At 57.1% G+C, this 15,262-nt stretch carries 14 protein-coding genes; 13 read left to right on the plus strand and 1 reads right to left on the minus strand.

Going from position 1 to position 15,262, the window contains the following annotated elements; translation table 11 throughout:
• Window positions 1-201: 201 nt before the first annotated feature.
• The 11 genes from dnaA (at window position 202) to G7090_RS00055 (ending at window position 13,557) form a co-directional block, all read left to right on the plus strand.
• Window positions 202-1,602, plus strand: a complete 1,401-nt coding sequence (gene dnaA / locus G7090_RS00005) for a chromosomal replication initiator protein DnaA (RefSeq protein WP_106995561.1) — start codon at window positions 202-204, stop codon at window positions 1,600-1,602.
• A gap of 4 nt (window positions 1,603-1,606) precedes the next feature.
• Window positions 1,607-2,710 (plus strand): DNA polymerase III subunit beta, encoded by a 1,104-nt coding sequence (gene dnaN, locus G7090_RS00010; RefSeq protein WP_106995562.1) that lies wholly within the window; start codon window positions 1,607-1,609, stop codon window positions 2,708-2,710.
• Complete coding sequence (gene recF / locus G7090_RS00015) at window positions 2,710-3,783, plus strand: DNA replication/repair protein RecF (protein ID WP_106995563.1); 1,074 nt, start codon at window positions 2,710-2,712, stop codon at window positions 3,781-3,783. The genes dnaN and recF overlap by 1 nt, the downstream gene beginning before the upstream one ends.
• Window positions 3,784-3,811: 28 nt before the next feature.
• A complete protein-coding gene (gene gyrB, locus G7090_RS00020; RefSeq protein ID WP_166180992.1) occupies window positions 3,812-6,226 on the plus strand; it encodes a DNA topoisomerase (ATP-hydrolyzing) subunit B in 2,415 nt (804 codons plus the stop codon).
• Between the two features lie 162 nt (window positions 6,227-6,388).
• A complete protein-coding gene (gene yidA / locus G7090_RS00025) occupies window positions 6,389-7,201 on the plus strand; it encodes a sugar-phosphatase (RefSeq protein ID WP_166180994.1) in 813 nt (270 codons plus the stop codon).
• Between the two features lie 250 nt (window positions 7,202-7,451).
• Window positions 7,452-8,141 carry a D-galactonate utilization transcriptional regulator DgoR gene (gene dgoR / locus G7090_RS00030; protein ID WP_106995566.1) on the plus strand — a complete coding sequence of 230 codons (690 nt, stop codon included), beginning with the start codon at window positions 7,452-7,454 and terminating at the stop codon, window positions 8,139-8,141.
• On the plus strand, window positions 8,138-9,016 hold the full coding sequence (locus G7090_RS00035) for a 2-dehydro-3-deoxygalactonokinase (RefSeq protein ID WP_166180997.1): 879 nt from the start codon (window positions 8,138-8,140) through the stop codon (window positions 9,014-9,016). The genes dgoR and G7090_RS00035 overlap by 4 nt, the downstream gene beginning before the upstream one ends.
• Window positions 9,000-9,617: a 2-dehydro-3-deoxy-6-phosphogalactonate aldolase gene (locus tag G7090_RS00040; protein ID WP_166180999.1), complete on the plus strand. Its 618-nt coding sequence runs from the start codon at window positions 9,000-9,002 to the stop codon at window positions 9,615-9,617. Before G7090_RS00035 ends, G7090_RS00040 begins: the two co-directional genes overlap by 17 nt.
• Window positions 9,614-10,762 (plus strand): galactonate dehydratase, encoded by a 1,149-nt coding sequence (gene dgoD / locus G7090_RS00045; protein ID WP_103793431.1) that lies wholly within the window; start codon window positions 9,614-9,616, stop codon window positions 10,760-10,762. The genes G7090_RS00040 and dgoD overlap by 4 nt, the downstream gene beginning before the upstream one ends.
• 179 nt (window positions 10,763-10,941) lie before the next feature.
• Window positions 10,942-12,279 carry an MFS transporter gene (locus tag G7090_RS00050; RefSeq protein ID WP_166181002.1) on the plus strand — a complete coding sequence of 446 codons (1,338 nt, stop codon included), beginning with the start codon at window positions 10,942-10,944 and terminating at the stop codon, window positions 12,277-12,279.
• Window positions 12,280-12,330: 51 nt separating this feature from the next.
• Complete coding sequence (locus G7090_RS00055; protein WP_207630091.1) at window positions 12,331-13,557, plus strand: DUF3748 domain-containing protein; 1,227 nt, start codon at window positions 12,331-12,333, stop codon at window positions 13,555-13,557.
• Here the strand turns inward: G7090_RS00055 and G7090_RS00060 are convergent, their stop codons facing one another.
• Window positions 13,558-13,890, minus strand: a complete 333-nt coding sequence (locus tag G7090_RS00060; RefSeq protein WP_166185041.1) for a YceK/YidQ family lipoprotein — start codon at window positions 13,888-13,890, stop codon at window positions 13,558-13,560. It abuts the gene before it with no gap.
• Between the two features lie 311 nt (window positions 13,891-14,201).
• Here G7090_RS00060 and ibpA point away from each other — a divergent pair, with 311 nt between their 5' ends.
• A complete protein-coding gene (ibpA, locus tag G7090_RS00065; RefSeq protein WP_106995571.1) occupies window positions 14,202-14,612 on the plus strand; it encodes a small heat shock chaperone IbpA in 411 nt (136 codons plus the stop codon).
• Between the two features lie 137 nt (window positions 14,613-14,749).
• Window positions 14,750-15,178 carry a small heat shock chaperone IbpB gene (gene ibpB / locus G7090_RS00070; protein WP_166181007.1) on the plus strand — a complete coding sequence of 143 codons (429 nt, stop codon included), beginning with the start codon at window positions 14,750-14,752 and terminating at the stop codon, window positions 15,176-15,178.
• Window positions 15,179-15,262 lie beyond the last annotated feature (84 nt).

Consider the following 15,262-nt stretch of genomic DNA (forward strand, 5'->3'; position numbering starts at 1 on the left):
GGGAAGAAACTGTGAGAAACAGAAGATCTCTGGCTCAGTTTAGGCTATGATCCGCGGTCCTGATCGGATCCCAGGATCCTGGTTGGGCACAAACCGCAAAGAGCGGTTCGCACGTCCCCCTTAAACGCCGGGTCTTTTCGACGTGTGTCTACAATCATGACTATTCAATAGCTTTCTTTTTATGTTCGAGTGGAGTCCGCCGTGTCACTTTCGCTTTGGCAGCAGTGTCTTGCCCGATTGCAGGATGAGTTACCAGCCACAGAATTCAGTATGTGGATCCGCCCGTTGCAGGCGGAACTGAGCGATAACACGCTGGCTTTGTATGCGCCAAACCGTTTTGTGCTCGATTGGGTCAGGGACAAATACCTCAATAACATCAATGGACTGCTAAACGAATTTTGCGGTGCCGATGCCCCACAGCTGCGTTTCGAAGTGGGCACAAAGCCGGTCACCCAAACCCTCAGAGAGACCGTTAACGTCGCCGCTGCACCCGCGCAAACCGCGCAGGTTCACATGCCGCGCGTGGCCCCTGCGCCGCGTTCTGGTTGGGATAACGTTCCGGCCCCGGCGGAGCCGACATACCGCTCCAACGTTAACGTCAAACATACCTTTGATAACTTCGTCGAAGGTAAATCGAACCAGCTGGCGCGCGCGGCGGCCCGTCAGGTGGCGGATAACCCGGGTGGTGCCTATAACCCGCTGTTCCTTTATGGCGGCACCGGTCTCGGTAAAACGCACCTGCTGCATGCGGTCGGCAATGGCATCGTGGCGCGTAAGCCGAATGCCAAAGTGGTGTATATGCACTCCGAACGCTTCGTTCAGGACATGGTTAAAGCCCTGCAAAACAACGCGATCGAAGAGTTTAAACGCTACTACCGTTCCGTTGATGCGCTGCTGATCGATGACATTCAATTCTTTGCCAATAAAGAACGATCTCAGGAAGAGTTTTTCCACACCTTCAACGCCCTGCTGGAAGGTAACCAGCAGATCATTTTGACCTCGGATCGTTATCCAAAAGAGATCAACGGGGTTGAGGATCGTCTGAAATCCCGCTTCGGCTGGGGCCTGACCGTGGCGATCGAACCGCCAGAGCTGGAAACTCGCGTGGCGATCCTGATGAAAAAGGCCGACGAGAACGACATTCGTCTGCCGGGTGAGGTGGCGTTCTTTATTGCCAAGCGTCTGCGCTCCAACGTTCGTGAGCTGGAAGGCGCACTGAACCGCGTTATCGCCAACGCCAACTTTACCGGCCGGGCGATCACCATCGATTTCGTGCGTGAAGCGCTGCGCGATCTGCTGGCGCTGCAGGAAAAACTGGTCACCATCGACAATATTCAGAAGACGGTGGCGGAGTACTACAAAATTAAAGTGGCGGATTTGCTGTCCAAACGTCGTTCCCGCTCGGTGGCGAGACCGCGTCAGATGGCGATGGCGCTGGCAAAGGAACTCACCAACCACAGCCTGCCGGAAATCGGCGATGCGTTTGGTGGCCGTGACCATACTACCGTGCTGCACGCCTGTCGTAAGATTGAGCAGCTGCGTGAAGAAAGCCACGACATTAAAGAAGACTTCTCCAATTTAATCAGAACATTATCTTCGTGACGCTATGAAATTTACCGTTGAACGTGAACACTTATTAAAACCGCTGCAACAGGTGAGTGGCCCCTTAGGCGGCCGCCCGACGCTGCCTATCCTCGGTAACCTGCTGCTGCAGGTCGCAGACGGCACGCTGTCGCTGACCGGGACCGATCTCGAGATGGAAATGGTCGCACGCGTGACGCTTTCTCAGCCTCACGAAGCGGGCGCCACCACCGTTCCGGCGCGTAAGTTCTTTGATATCTGCCGTGGTCTGCCGGAAGGGGCAGAGATTGCCGTGCAGCTGGAAGGCGATCGCATGCTGGTGCGCTCCGGCCGCAGCCGCTTCTCGCTCTCCACGCTCCCGGCTATCGACTTCCCGAACCTCGATGACTGGCAGAGCGAAGTTGAATTCACCCTGCCGCAGGCGACCATGAAGCGCCTGATTGAAGCCACCCAGTTCTCGATGGCGCATCAGGACGTTCGCTACTACTTAAACGGCATGCTGTTCGAAACCGAAGGTGAAGAGCTGCGTACCGTGGCCACCGACGGCCACCGCCTGGCGGTCTGCTCCATGCCGATTGGCGTGAGCCTGCCGAACCATTCGGTGATCGTACCGCGTAAAGGCGTGATTGAGCTGATGCGTATGCTCGACGGCGGCGAAACCCCGCTGCGCGTGCAGATTGGCAGCAACAACATTCGCGCCCACGTCGGTGATTTCATCTTTACGTCCAAGTTAGTGGATGGTCGTTTCCCGGACTATCGCCGCGTGTTGCCGAAGAACCCGGACAAAACGCTGGAAGCGGGCTGCGATATTCTCAAACAGGCGTTTGCCCGTGCGGCGATCCTCTCCAACGAGAAGTTCCGCGGCGTGCGTCTGTATGTCAGCGAAAACCAGCTGAAAATCACCGCTAACAACCCGGAGCAGGAAGAAGCCGAAGAAATTCTGGATGTCACCTATGCGGCGGGCACCGAAATGGAAATCGGCTTTAACGTCAGCTACGTGCTGGATGTGCTGAATACGCTGAAGTGCGAGAACGTGCGCATTCTGCTGACGGACTCCGTATCAAGCGTACAGATTGAAGATGCCGCATCACAGTCGGCAGCCTATGTTGTCATGCCAATGAGACTGTAATGTCGCTCACCCGCCTGTTGATCCGCGACTTTCGCAATATCGAAAGCGCGGATCTTGCGTTATCCCCCGGCTTTAATTTTCTGGTTGGCGCCAACGGCAGCGGCAAAACCAGCGTGCTGGAAGCCATCTATACGCTCGGTCATGGCCGGGCGTTTCGCAGTTTGCAGATTGGCCGCGTTATTCGCCACGAGCAGGAGTCGTTCATCCTGCATGGACGTCTGCAGGGCGCAGAGCATGAAACCGCTATCGGCCTGACCAAAGACAAGCATGGCGACAGCAAGGTGCGCATCGACGGTACCGACGGGCACAAAGTGGCCGAGCTGGCGCTGCTGATGCCGATGCAGCTGATCACCCCCGAGGGGTTTACTTTACTCAACGGCGGCCCCAAATACAGAAGAGCCTTCCTCGACTGGGGATGCTTCCATAACGAAGCGGGCTTCTTTACCGCCTGGAGCAACCTTAAGCGGCTGCTCAAGCAGCGCAATGCCGCGCTGCGCCAGGTGACCCGCTACGCCCAACTGCGGGCGTGGGATAAAGAGCTGATCCCACTGGCGGAGCAGATCAGCCACTGGCGCGCGGAGTACAGCGCGGGGATCGCCCAGGACATGGCAGATACCTGCCAACAATTTTTACCCGAGTTCTCTCTGAGTTTCTCCTTCCAGCGCGGCTGGGAGAAAGAGACTGACTATGCCGAGGTGCTGGAGCGAAGCTTCGAGCGCGATCGCATGTTGACCTACACCGCGCACGGCCCGCACAAGGCTGATTTCCGCATTCGTGCCGATGGTGCGCCGGTAGAAGACACCTTATCACGCGGGCAGCTCAAACTCCTGATGTGCGCGCTGCGCCTGGCGCAGGGTGAGTTTTTAACCCGTGAAAGCGGGCGACGCTGCCTGTACCTGATTGATGATTTTGCCTCGGAACTTGACGACGCGCGGCGCGGACTGCTTGCCAGCCGCTTAAAAGCCACGCAGTCACAGGTTTTCGTCAGTGCGATTAGCGCTGAACACGTAATGGACATGTCGGACAAAAATTCGAAGATGTTCACCGTGGAAAAGGGTAAAATAACGGATTAACCCAAGAATAAATGAGCGAGAAACGTTGATGTCGAATTCTTATGACTCCTCCAGTATCAAAGTCCTGAAAGGGCTGGATGCGGTGCGTAAGCGCCCGGGTATGTATATCGGCGACACGGATGACGGCACCGGTCTGCACCACATGGTATTTGAGGTTGTGGATAACGCTATCGACGAAGCGCTCGCGGGTCACTGTAAAGACATCGTGGTGACCATCCACGCCGACAACTCCGTCTCCGTAACCGATGATGGCCGTGGCATCCCGACCGGTATCCACCCGGAAGAGGGCGTCTCTGCGGCGGAAGTGATCATGACCGTCCTGCACGCAGGCGGTAAGTTCGATGATAACTCCTATAAAGTCTCCGGCGGCCTGCATGGCGTGGGCGTCTCGGTGGTTAACGCCCTGTCGCAGAAGCTGGAGCTGCTGATCCGCCGCGAAGGCAAAGTGCATCAGCAAACCTACGTCCACGGCGTACCGCAGGCACCGCTGGCGGTGACTGGTGAAACCGACGTGACCGGGACGCAGGTCCGTTTCTGGCCAAGCCATGAAACCTTCACCAACGTCACCGAGTTTGAATATGAGATCCTCGCCAAGCGTCTGCGCGAGCTGTCATTCCTGAACTCCGGCGTCTCTATCCGCCTGCGCGACAAGCGCGACGGCAAAGAAGACCACTTCCATTACGAAGGTGGTATCAAGGCGTTCGTTGAGTACCTGAACAAGAACAAAACGCCTATTCACCCGAACATCTTCTATTTCTCCACCGAGAAAGACGGTATCGGCGTGGAAGTGGCACTGCAGTGGAACGACGGTTTCCAGGAAAACATCTACTGCTTTACCAACAACATCCCGCAGCGCGATGGCGGTACGCACCTGGTCGGCTTCCGTACGGCGATGACCCGTACCCTGAACGCCTACATGGACAAAGAAGGCTACAGCAAAAAAGCGAAAGTCAGCGCCACCGGTGACGATGCCCGTGAAGGCCTGATTGCTGTTGTCTCCGTGAAAGTGCCGGATCCGAAGTTCTCCTCTCAGACCAAAGACAAACTGGTCTCCTCCGAGGTGAAATCGGCGGTTGAACAGCAGATGAACGAGCTGCTGAGCGAATACCTGCTGGAAAACCCGTCCGATGCCAAAATCGTGGTCGGCAAAATTATCGATGCGGCGCGTGCCCGTGAAGCGGCGCGTAAAGCCCGTGAAATGACCCGTCGTAAAGGCGCGCTGGACTTAGCAGGCCTGCCAGGCAAACTGGCTGATTGCCAGGAACGCGACCCGGCGCTGTCCGAACTCTACCTCGTGGAAGGGGACTCCGCGGGCGGTTCTGCGAAGCAGGGCCGTAACCGTAAGAACCAGGCGATCCTGCCGCTGAAGGGTAAAATCCTTAACGTTGAGAAGGCGCGCTTTGACAAGATGCTCTCTTCTCAGGAAGTGGCAACGCTGATCACCGCCCTGGGCTGCGGCATTGGCCGTGACGAGTACAACCCGGACAAGCTGCGCTATCACAGCATCATCATCATGACCGATGCGGACGTCGACGGCTCGCACATCCGTACGCTGCTGTTGACCTTCTTCTATCGTCAGATGCCAGAAATCGTTGAGCGTGGCCACGTCTACATTGCTCAGCCACCGCTGTACAAAGTGAAGAAAGGCAAACAGGAACAGTACATCAAAGACGACGAAGCGATGGATCAGTACCAGATCGCTATCGCCCTTGACGGTGCGACCCTGCACGCCAACTCAAGCGCCCCGGCGCTGGCGGGTGAACCGCTGGAACGTCTGGTGTCTGAGTTCAACGCTACGCAGAAGATGATTGGCCGCATGGAGCGTCGCTTCCCGCGCACGCTGCTGAAAGCGCTGGTCTATCAGCCGACGCTGTCCGAAGCTGACCTCAGCAGCGAGCAGGCCGTGACCCGCTGGGTGAACACCTTGGTCACCGATCTGAACGAGAACGAGCAGCACGGCAGCCAGTGGAAGTTCGACGTCAACGAGAACACCGAGCTGCAGCAGTTCGAGCCGGTGATCCGCGTGCGTACCCACGGTGTGGATACCGACTACCCGCTGGATCAGGAGTTTGTGACCGGTGCGGAATACCGTCGTATCTGTACCCTCGGCGAGAAGCTGCGCGGTCTGATCGAAGAGGATGCCTTTATCGAGCGTGGCGAACGCCGTCAGCCAGTGGCCAGCTTCGAGCAGGCGCTGGAGTGGCTGGTGAAAGAGTCCCGTCGTGGCCTCTCCATTCAGCGTTATAAAGGTCTGGGTGAGATGAACCCGGATCAGCTGTGGGAAACCACCATGGATCCGGAAAGCCGCCGCATGCTGCGCGTCACCGTTAAAGACGCGATTGCAGCGGACCAGCTGTTCACCACCCTGATGGGCGATGCGGTTGAACCACGTCGTGCCTTTATCGAAGAGAACGCCCTGAAAGCGGCGAACATCGATATCTAATGTAACGCCCCACGTTCCAGGCCCGGTAAGCGCTAGCGCCACCGGGCTTTTCTTTATCCGCAAAAGAGGATTTCCCTCTCCCGTCCCTATCCCCTTTCTTGCCGTGTTTTTTGAACGGAATCGCGTTAGCATGAACCCAGACTCATTCCAACCGGGGATCCCATGGCTATCAAACTCATTGCAATCGATATGGACGGCACGCTGCTGCTGCCAGATCACACCATCTCTCCTGCCGTTAAAGACGCGATTGCCGCAGCCCGTGCGAAAGGCGTGAGCGTGGTGCTGTGCACCGGTCGCCCGTACGCAGGCGTTCACAGCTACCTGAAAGAGCTGCACATGAATGAACCGGGTGATTACTGCATTACCTACAATGGCGCGCTGGTGCAGAAAGCGGCCGATGGCAGCACGGTGGCGCAAACGGCGCTGAGTTATGAAGATTACCGCTATCTGGAACAACTCTCCCGCGACGTGGGCTCGCACTTCCACGCCCTCGACCGCAACACGCTTTACACCGCCAACCGCGATATCAGCTACTACACGGTGCATGAATCCTTCGTTGCCACCATTCCGCTGGTATTCTGCGAAGCGGAGAAGATGGACCCGGCCACCCAGTTCCTGAAAGTGATGATGATTGATGAGCCTGCCATTCTGGATCAGGCCATTGCCCGCATCCCGGCAGAGGTGAAAGAGAAATACACCGTGCTGAAAAGTGCGCCGTACTTCCTCGAAATCCTCGATAAACGCGTCAATAAAGGTACCGGCGTGAAGTCGCTGGCCGACACGCTGGGGATCAAACCGGAAGAGATCATGACTCTGGGCGATCAGGAAAACGACATTGCGATGCTGGAATATGCTGGCTTAGGCGTGGCGATGGAGAATGCGATCCCGTCGGTGAAAGAGGTGGCGAATTTCGTGACCAAATCCAACCTTGAAGACGGCGTGGCGTACGCTATTGAGAAGTTTGTCCTGAATTAGAGCCCGGTAAAACCCGCACTTCCTGACCCGCACCCTGTGCGGGTTTTTTTATCTCCGCAGGAACCTTTCTTTAACATTACTTTCACTGATTGTTCTTTTTGTGATCCAGATTGTAGTACAACGCAATGTGATTGTACTACATTACGACCACGGCAATGACGAATGGCATCACGTTTGTACTGCAAAATTGAGGCGAAATTCAGCGGTCGCGGTAAAGTAGTGATGGACATACAGAGCACAAGGACTCTCCATGACTCTCAATAAAACCGATCGCATCGTCATTACGCTGGGCACTCAGATTGTGGGTGGCAAGTACGTTCCCGGTTCGCCGCTCCCTGCAGAGGCGGAACTGTGTGAGGAGTTTGAAACCTCGCGCAACATCATCCGGGAAGTGTTCCGCTCGCTGATGGCGAAGCGGCTGATTGAAATGAAGCGTTATCGCGGCGCCTTTATCGCCCCGCGTAACCAGTGGAACTACCTCGATACTGACGTTCTGCAGTGGGTACTGGAAAACGACTACGACCCACGGCTGATCGGCGCGATGAGCGAGGTGCGAAATCTGGTAGAGCCGGCCATCGCCCGCTGGGCGGCGGAACGCGCAACCTCAGGCGACCTGGCGCAGATTGAGTCGGCCCTGAACGACATGATCGCCAACAACCAGGACCGGGATGCCTTTAACGAAGCGGATATCCGTTACCACGAGGCGGTGCTGCAGTCGGTGCATAACCCGGTGCTACAGCAGTTGAGCGTGGCGATCAGCTCGCTACAGCGAGCAGTATTTGAACGAACCTGGATGGGTGATGAGGCCAACATGCCGAAGACGCTCCAGGAACATAAAGCGCTGTTCGATGCGATACGGCATCAGGACAGCGATGCGGCAGAGCAGGCGGCGTTGACCATGATCGCCAGCTCAACACGAAGGTTGAAGGAAATCACATGACATCTCGCTACATCGCAATTGACTGGGGATCAACCAATCTGCGCGCCTGGCTGTATCAGGGCGAGCAGTGCCTGGAGAGCAGGCAATCAGAAGCAGGCGTCACGCGTCTGAACGGTAAATCCCCCGAGGCGGTGTTAGCAGAGGTGACACAAAACTGGCGCGACGGCGCCACGCCGGTGGTGATGGCGGGAATGGTCGGTAGCAACGTGGGCTGGAAGGTTGCCCCTTATCTGCCGGTTCCTGCTCATTTCTCTGCCATTGGCGAGCAGTTAACGTCCGTTGGCGACAATGTCTGGATTATTCCTGGCCTGTGCGTCTCTCGCGACGATAACCACAACGTGATGCGCGGCGAAGAGACCCAGCTGCTCGGCGCCCGCACGATCTCTCCTTCTTCTGTCTACGTGATGCCCGGTACGCACTGCAAATGGGTGCAGGCCGATGCTCAGCAGATCCACGATTTTCGCACCGTGATGACCGGCGAATTGCACCATTTGCTGCTTAAGCATTCGCTGGTGGGTGCCGGTTTACCTGAGCCAGCCACCTCCCCAGAGGCGTTTGCCGCCGGGCTTGAGCGCGGGATCGCTTCCCCCGCCGTTTTGCCGCAGCTTTTTGAGGTTCGCGCCTCGCACGTGCTGGGAACGCTTCCCCGCGAGCAGGTCAGCGAATTTTTATCGGGCCTGCTGATTGGCGCAGAAGTCGCCACCCTGAGCGAACAGTTCGCCGGGCAGCAGTCCATCACCCTCGTCGCGGGTTCATCGCTGACTTCACGTTACCGCCAGGCGTTCCACGCCATCGGGCGCGACGTGGCGGCGGTAGAAGGCGACACGGCATTTCAGGCAGGAATAAGGAGCATCGCTCATGCAGTGGCAAACTAATCTTCCCCTTATCGCGATTCTGCGCGGCATCACCCCTGACGAGGCCTTAGCCCACGTTGGCGCGGTAATTGACGCCGGATTCGACGCAGTGGAAATCCCGCTCAACTCCCCGGAATGGGAAAAAAGCATTCCGGCGGTTGTGGATGCCTTTGGCGACAGAGCGCTGATCGGCGCGGGAACAGTGCTGAAACCGGAGCAGGTGGATCAGCTGGCGAAGATGGGCTGCAAGCTTATCGTCACGCCCAATATCAACCCCGAGGTGATCCGCCGCGCGGTGGGCTACGGCATGACCGTCTGCCCGGGATGTGCCACGGCAACAGAAGCCTTTACTGCCCTCGATGCGGGCGCACAGTCGCTCAAAATTTTCCCGTCTTCGGCCTTCGGCCCGGATTACATCAAAGCGCTGAAGGCGGTCTTACCCGCCAGCGTGCCGGTCTTTGCGGTGGGCGGCGTCACACCAGAAAACCTTGCCCAGTGGATGAACGCTGGTTGTGTCGGGGCGGGTCTTGGCAGCGATCTCTATCGCGCCGGGCAGTCCGTAGAACGTACCGCCCAGCAGGCGGCAGCATTTGTGAAAGCGTATCGAGAGGCAGTGAAATGAAAATTACCAAACTCACCACGTACCGTTTACCGCCGCGTTGGATGTTCCTGAAAATCGAAACCGACGAAGGGGTGGTTGGCTGGGGCGAACCGGTCATTGAAGGCCGCGCGCGCACCGTCGAAGCGGCGGTGCATGAGCTGGGCGAATACCTGATTGGCCAGGATCCGGCCCGCATTAACGACCTGTGGCAGGTGATGTACCGTGCGGGCTTCTACCGCGGCGGCCCGATCATGATGAGCGCCATCGCCGGTATCGACCAGGCGCTGTGGGATATCAAAGGCAAAGTACTGAATGCTCCGGTCTGGCAGCTGATGGGTGGCCTGGTACGCGACAAAATTAAGGCCTACAGCTGGGTCGGCGGCGACCGTCCGGCAGAAGTGATCGACGGTATCAACAAGCTGCGCGGCATCGGGTTCGACACCTTTAAGCTCAACGGCTGCGAAGAGATGGGTATTATCGACAACTCGCGTGCGGTCGATCGCGCCGTGAATACCGTGGCGCAGATCCGCGAGGCCTTCGGCAACGAGATTGAGTTTGGTCTGGACTTCCACGGCCGCGTCAGCGCGCCGATGGCGAAAGTGCTGATCAAAGAGCTGGAGCAGTATCGTCCGCTGTTTATCGAGGAACCGGTGCTGGCCGAGCAGGCGGAGTACTACCCGAAACTGGCGGAGCAGACCCATATTCCGATCGCAGCGGGCGAACGTATGTTCTCGCGCTTCGAGTTCAAACGTGTGCTGGAGGCGGGCGGTATTGCGATCCTGCAGCCGGATCTCTCCCACGCGGGCGGTATCACCGAATGCTACAAAATCGCCGGGATGGCAGAAGCCTACGACGTGGCGCTGGCGCCGCACTGCCCACTGGGGCCGATTGCGCTGGCCGCCTGTCTGCATGTGGACTTCGTCTCACGCAACGCCGTGTTCCAGGAACAGAGCATGGGTATTCACTACAACAAGGGCGCGGAGCTGCTCGACTTTGTGAAGAACAAAGAGGACTTCAACATGGAAGGCGGTTTCTTCAAACCATTAACCAAGCCGGGCCTTGGCGTGGAGATCGACGAAGCCAAAGTCATTGAGTTGAGTAAAAATGCGCCGGACTGGCGTAACCCACTGTGGCGTCATGAAGACGGTTCCGTAGCCGAGTGGTAAATGCGCGTCATACTTCGCGCTGGTGATGCGTTGGCTGCGCTTTCTTACCCCGGTCACATACTTTTGTATGCTCCCGGGGATGCGAAAACTTGCCGCCTTCCCCCAGCACGAATTATTTAGCGCATTCTGGTTAAGTTTTTAATTAAAAAATCAAATACACCCTCTGTAATTTACAGGGCATGGTGAGCGGCTTCGCTATGCTCAAAATCTGGAGACAGATTGCGATGGATATTCCAGTTACTGCTACAAAAACCGGGCGTCGCCGTTACCTGACGCTGATGATGATCTTTATTACCGTGGTCATCTGTTATGTTGACCGCGCCAACCTGGCCGTGGCCTCGGCCCATATCCAGGAAGAGTTTGGCATCACCAAAGCGGAGATGGGTTACGTCTTCTCGGCCTTTGCCTGGCTCTATACGCTGTGCCAGATCCCGGGCGGCTGGTTCCTCGACCGCGTCGGCTCGCGCCTGACCTACTTTATCGCCATTTTCGGCTGGTCCGTGGCGACGCTGTTCCAGGGTTTTGCCACCGGCTTAATGTCGCTGATTGGCCTGCGCGCTATCACCGGGATTTTCGAAGCCCCGGCGTTCCCGACCAACAACCGTATGGTAACCAGCTGGTTCCCGGAGCATGAGCGCGCCTCTGCGGTTGGGTTCTATACTTCCGGCCAGTTTGTCGGCCTGGCGTTCCTGACCCCGCTACTGATCTGGATCCAGGAGCTGCTGAGCTGGCACTGGGTGTTTATTGTCACCGGCGGGATCGGCATTATCTGGTCGTTTATCTGGATTAAGGTCTACCAGCCACCACGCCTGACCAAAAGCATCACCAAAGCCGAGCTGGATTATATTCGTGACGGCGGCGGTCTGGTGGATGGCGATGCACCGGTGAAAAAAGAGGCCCGTCAGCCGCTGACCAAAGCTGACTGGAAGCTGGTGTTCCACCGTAAGCTGGTGGGCGTTTACCTGGGGCAGTTTGCGGTGACCTCGACGCTGTGGTTCTTCCTCACCTGGTTCCCGAACTACCTGACCCAGGAGAAAGGCATTACTGCACTGAAGGCGGGCTTTATGACCACGGTGCCGTTCCTGGCAGCCTTCTTTGGCGTGCTGCTATCCGGCTGGCTGGCGGATAAGCTGGTGAAAAAAGGCTACTCCCTCGGCATCGCGCGTAAAACGCCGATCATCTGCGGACTGCTGATCTCCACCTGCATCATGGGCGCGAACTACACCAACGATCCAGTGTGGATTATGACCCTGATGGCGGTTGCCTTCTTTGGTAACGGCTTCGCCTCTATCACCTGGTCGCTGGTGTCGTCCCTGGCGCCGATGCGTCTGATCGGCCTGACCGGCGGGGTGTTTAACTTCGTTGGCGGTCTGGGCGGGATCACCGTACCGCTGGTGATCGGCTACCTGGCGCAGGACTATGGTTTCGGCCCGGCGCTGGTCTATATCTCAGCGGTGGCGCTGATCGGCGCGCTCTCCTACATCCTGCTGGTAGGCGACGTTAAACGGGTAGGCTAATCCCCGGCAATGCTATACCCTGATGCGACATCCGCGCATCAGGGTATCCTCATGAAACAAATCACTTTCGCTCCCCGCAACCATCAGCTCACCAACACCCGCACCTGGACCGCAGACAGCCAGTGGCTGGTCTTTGACGTTCGTCCTTCCGGGGCGTCCTTTACCGGCGAAACCATCGAGCGGGTTAATGTCGACACGGGTGAGGTGGAGGTGATTTATCGCGCCACAAATGGCGCGCATGTGGGGGTGGTGACCGTCCATCCTGCGGAAAATAAGTACCTCTCTATCCACGGCCCGCAACATCCTGATGCCCACTGGCAGTACGATTTTCACCACCGCCAGGGGGTGATTGCCGAACAGGGGCAGATAAATAATCTCGATGCGATGGATATCACCGCGCCTTTCACCCCCGGCGCGCTGCGCGGCGGCAGCCATGTCCATGTGTATAGCCCGGACGGGCAGTACGTCAGCTTTACCTATAACGACCACGTGCTGCACGAGTACGATCCTAAGCTCGATTTACGTAACGTGGGCGTGGCTGCGCCCTTCGGCCCGGTGATCCCGCAGGGCGAGCATCCGCGCAACTATGCCGGTTCGTTCTGGAGCGTGCTGGTCAGCCGTACTACCCCAACGCCAAAACCTGGCAGCGACGAGATCAACCGCGCCTATGAAGAGGGTTGGGTCGGCAACAACCGGCTGGCCTTTATCGGCGACACCCTTGCCGCTGGCGGTGAAAAAGTACCGGAGCTGTTTATCGTTGATTTGCCGAAAGATGAGCAGGGCTGGAAACAGGCTGGCGATTTACCGCTTCAGGGCACAGCGGATCGTATGCCCGCGCCGCCTGCCGGGGTGGTGCAGCGCCGCTTAACCTTTACCCATGACCATCGCTATCCGGGGCTGGTGAACGTGCCGCGCCACTGGGTACGCAGCAACCCGCAGGCGACACAAATCGCGTTTCTGATGCGTGACGATAAAGGCGTGGTGCAGCTGTGGCTGATCGCCCCGGAAGGGGGAGAGCCCCGCCAGCTCACCCATAACGACAGCGATATCCAGTCGGCATTTAACTGGCATCCGGCGGGCCATTCGCTGGGGTTTGTGCTGGAAAATCGTATTGCCTGCTGTGATGCCGCTTCGGGTGCGGTGACGTTTTTGACGTCCGATCACGGCAACCCGCCGTCGGGGGATGCGGTAGTTTACTCGCCTGACGGGCGCTATCTGGCCTGGATGGAGGAGGTCAACGGTTTCCGTCAGCTATGGGTAACAGAAACCGGGTACTAATCAGCGCGAGGGCATCTCGGCGGGCGGGATGACGGCGTTGGTCGCCAGCGTCTTCTCCTCGCTTTGCTCCACGCGGGAGCGAACGGATTTATCCGTGCGGAAGAGATCCCACGGCAGCAGTAGGGTATCGATAACAGCAGTAAACGGCATATCCAGCACCACCAGCGATTTAGTGCCCCAGTTGGTGTCGTCATCCGCCAGCATGTTCGCGCTGGCGCGCGTCCCGGGATACGTTCCTTCTTTACCGCCGGTGTGAGACATCACGCTCGAACACCCGCAAAGCAAAACTATCGCGCTGAACATTGTCAGCTTTATCAGAACATTTTTCATTATCAGTCAGTCATCATCAATGGCCCAGTACAGACCCGCAACCGGGTTTATAACGGTCCACTCTTAAAATGAATAGTTGAAAAGTACCGCTCTGTGGTACCTATCGCATTTTAACCTTCCGTGCTGTAGTCCCAGTCTATTCCAGTACCCGCAAAGTGCAAAAAATTCTCACCAGGTTGCTCTTGAAAAGAACGGAAGCAGACCCATTTTAAGAGAGTATCAATGAACAAACGTGCCTGAGGGGCGTTTGGGATACCTCAGCCTGTCCACCGTGGAAGGCGACAATTCTTGCTGATTTCAGGAGTATTAACTGTATGCGTAACTTTGATCTTTCTCCGCTTTATCGTTCAGCCATTGGCTTCGATCGTCTGTTCAATCATTTAGAAAACAACCAAAGCCAGAGCAATGGCTACCCTCCATACAATGTTGAACTGGTTGACGAAAACCACTATCGCATCGCGATTGCCGTGGCCGGTTTTGCTGAAAGCGAACTGGAGATCACCGCGCAGGACAACCTGCTGGTGGTGAAAGGCGCGCATGCGGGCGAGCAGAAAGAACGTACCTACCTCTATCAGGGCATCGCGGAACGTAACTTTGAACGTAAGTTCCAGTTAGCTGAGAACATCCACGTTCACGGCGCGAACCTGGTTAACGGCCTGCTGTATATCGATCTGGAACGTGTAATTCCGGAAGCGAATAAACCGCGCCGTATCGAAATTAATTAATTATTCGGGTCGCTGCGGCGGCCCATACCGGAATGCTTGCCGATATCGGGAGCATATGCGAATCGATAAAGATTTGCAGGAACAACTGCGCACAAAATTAAACTGTGCCGAACTCGCTTCTCAGAAGGAGATTTAGTATGCGTAACTACGATTTATCCCCGCTGCTGCGTCAGTGGATCGGTTTTGACAAACTGGCTACCGCGCTGCAAAGCACCACCGAAAGCCAGACCTTCCCGCCGTATAACATCGAAAAGAGCGACGATAACCACTATCGCATTACGCTCGCGGTGGCGGGATTCAGCCAGGATAACCTCGATATCCAGCTGGAAGGCACGCGCCTGACGGTGAAAGGCACGCCGGAAAAACCGGAGACCGAAACCAAATGGCTGCATCAGGGGCTGGTGACTCAGCCGTTCAGCCTGAGCTTTACCCTGGCTGAACATATGGAAGTGACGGGTGCTACCTTCACTAACGGGCTGCTGCATATCGATATCACCCGCAACGTGCCGGAGGCAATTGCCCCGCAGCGGATCGCCATCAGCGAACGCCCGGCCTTGAACAGTTAATGGTGTTGCGTGCCCGGCGGCGCTGCGCTTGCACGGGCCTACGGGTTTGATGCCCTCGCACACACTAAAAACGGTCACCTTCGG

Source organism: Leclercia sp. 29361 (genome assembly GCF_011290365.1).
Lineage (GTDB): Bacteria > Pseudomonadota > Gammaproteobacteria > Enterobacterales > Enterobacteriaceae > Enterobacter > Enterobacter tamurae.